Below are 2949 nucleotides of genomic sequence, written 5' to 3' on the forward strand. Positions count from 1 at the left end.
ACCCGGCTGTCGGGTAAAACAGACCACCTGAGGTGGTCAGATATGGATCGCTGAAGCGATGATCGGGCCATTTTGACTCTTCACCCTCCCAGAACAGCATTGTTCAGCGGTTCCCTAGGGAAATGCTGAATAAATCGGCGAGCAGGATGAAGCGCAAGGCGCACGGAGCGCAGCAACCGGAGCCTATGGGGTATAGGTGAGGATTGCGAGCACCGCGTAACGCAGCGNCCCTAGCGTCGGGCAGGCATGAAGGTCGTATGGGCACATGCTTTTGTCGTGGAGAGTGAATTGCGTTCCGGTCAGCCAGCCTAGGCTGAAGTTCCTTCTTCAGCTGTGTGAGGCTCGGACAGTGCATTCATCCCATAACAATGATCATGACATCTCATCCGCTTCGACCGACGTCGATCTCTCCACGCTACGCAAGGTGATCGCGGCGTCGGCGATCGGCAATTTCGTCGAGTGGTTCGATTTTGCCGTCTACGGCTTTCTGGCCGTGGTCATATCGCAGCATTTTTTTCCACCGGGGGACGATTCCCTGGCACTGCTGCAGACATTTGCCGTATTCGCGGTCTCGTTCGCCCTGCGCCCGCTGGGCGGTGTCTTCTTCGGCATGCTCGGCGACAGAGTTGGGCGCAAGCGCATTCTGGCGGTGACGGTGCTGCTGATGGCCGGGGCTACGACGCTGATCGGCATCCTGCCGACCTATGCCAGTGTCGGCCTGTTCGCACCGCTGGCACTGGCGCTGGCCCGCTGCGTCCAAGGCTTCTCCGCCGGCGGCGAGTATGCCGGCGCCTGCGCCTTCGTGATGGAACACGCACCGACCCATCGCAAGGCGCGCTATGGCAGTTTCGTTCCGGTTTCGACCTTTCTAGCCTTCGCTACGGCAGCGGCGTTGACCTTCGTCATCAGCGCCCTGTTGTCAGAGGAAGCCCTGAATGCCTGGGGCTGGCGCGTACCGTTTCTGATCGCCGCACCACTGGGACTGGTCGGGCTCTACATGCGCTTGCGTCTGGACGAATCCCCCGCCTTCCAAGCTCTGCAAGCGCAACACGCCGTTCCGCAGGCACCACTGAAGGAAACCGTGCGCACGCATGGCGCGACCATCGTCAGCCTGAGCGCCTTCATCTCGGTCACGGCGCTATCCTTCTATATGTTCACCACCTACTTCACGACCTACATGCAGGTCGTGGGGGAGGCTTCCCGAACCACAGCATTGCTGGCCAGTCTCGGCGCGCTGCTTTTCGCGGCAGCGCTGTGCCCGTTCGTTGGGCGTTATGCCGACTACGTCGGCCGACGCAAGACGATACTGACAGCGGGGGTCTGTCTGATCGCTGCAGTATTTCCCGCCTATACGCTAGCCGGTAGCGGAGAATGGTGGGCATCGCTGATCGGCGCGATGCTGATGGCGGTGGGCGCGGTGATCTGCGGCGTGGTGACGGCGGTCCTGCTGTCGGAGCAGTTCCCGACGCGCGTGCGCTATACCGCCTCGGCGCTCTGCTACAACGTTTCCTACACGATCTTCGGCGGCACGGCACCACTGGTCGCAACGTGGCTGATCGAGCGCACCGGCAACAACCTGTCGCCGGCGATCTACCTGATCGCGATCACGCTGCTGGCGATGTGGGGTGGGCTGCGCCTGCCGGAGTCCGCCCACCGCGCCTTGAACGCCGACGAATCCGAATGGCAGCGCGCGCCGAAATCCGCCGCCCAGCCGGCTCTCTGATCCATCGACAAACTGCTCATGGCTGGCGGGCATAGACTCTAGCCCGCCAGTCAGCGACTTCGTAATCCGTGTCGAAATGGCAACCGCCATCGTAGACGGCGGCTTCCCGCGTTTCGCAGTACTGGGCAATCGCCTCCGGCGTAGGCTTGTGACCGCGCTCGACCCAGCGGTCGAGGGATTCCAGCGCAGCGGCATATTGCGGCGTGGAAAGCTTGCTGTGTTGAGCTTCATCGGTATAGATCTGGACCAGCGAGTCGGCCGTGCCACTATCCTCGCGGGCCCGCCGGTATAGCCATTCGTTCTCGACGAAGATGATCGGGTCGTCGATGGCGTGCATGGTCACGGTGGGGATGTCGGTATCGCCGGTCAGACCCGCATCCGCGCCAAGCTTCTCGACCGCTCGCGCGTCCTCGTCGAAGCGAGAGATTCCCTTGTTGAGCGCATCGTCGTTGCTCGAACCCCGGTAGCGTACGTTGCGGTTGGAGAACGGACTCGCGCCGCCGAGACGCTGCTCGACCATGTCCTGAAACAGAAACGTCGACCAGCGCATGTGCGCCTTCAGCGTGCCGGGCGGAATCCGCACGACATCGACGATATTGTTCAGTGTCTGTTGCTGGATGAGCGTGCGCTGCTCCGCCGGCAGGCCGGCACCGGTACAGGCGTCGACCCGGGCATTGAGTTCCTCCGGCGTCATCTCGGCGCCTTTGGGCAGCCCTTCCCAGAGCGGATATTGCGTTTCGTCAGGATAGGGGTGATTGGCGCAGTAGTACTGGTAGACGGCGCGGAGGTCGGCGCGAAACTGATAGGCTTGGGTACCGCCCCCGAGCACGCCGCTGGTGAGCAGCGCTCCATCGTAGCGATGCCGGCCCTGATCGTCCGTTCCGTAGAGCTCCATCGCCTTGGCAGCCACGTTACCGCCCCAGGACTGCCCGTGGAGGTAGATGCGTTCGGGCTGGCCGAAGCGCTCGACGAACAGACGTCGCAGATAGTCGGTGTCTTCGGCCGCCATGCGCACACCATAGCCGCCACGCCGGTAACTGGAGCCTGCCCAGGCGTACCCCTCGCGAACCATGACGTCATATTGACGCAGGTCGATATCGATAGGATCGTCGGGTTGCGGGGCATTGGGGCGCGGCCCGCCATGACTGTGCAGAACCAGTTTGTGGTTCCAGTCGTCGGGAATCGCGATCCAGTAATCCCGCCTTATTCACGAGGGCGCTGATTGA

2 protein-coding genes are annotated in these 2949 nt (G+C 62.4%); one reads left to right on the forward strand and one right to left on the reverse strand.

Annotated features, from left to right (window positions below):
• The first annotated feature begins 349 nt into the window (after positions 1–349).
• Positions 350–1723: an MFS transporter gene (locus CCD76_RS19030; protein WP_218777086.1), complete on the forward strand. Its 1374-nt coding sequence runs from the start codon at positions 350–352 to the stop codon at positions 1721–1723.
• A gap of 16 nt (positions 1724–1739) precedes the next feature.
• Here the strand turns inward: CCD76_RS19030 and CCD76_RS19035 are convergent, their stop codons facing one another.
• Positions 1740–2732, reverse strand: coding sequence for a hypothetical protein (locus CCD76_RS19035; protein WP_143543341.1), 993 nt, complete (start codon positions 2730–2732; stop codon positions 1740–1742).
• Positions 2733–2949 lie beyond the last annotated feature (217 nt).

Origin of the sequence: Salinicola salarius (genome assembly GCF_002179555.1) — a bacterium.
In the GTDB taxonomy this organism is placed as follows: domain Bacteria; phylum Pseudomonadota; class Gammaproteobacteria; order Pseudomonadales; family Halomonadaceae; genus Salinicola; species Salinicola salarius_A.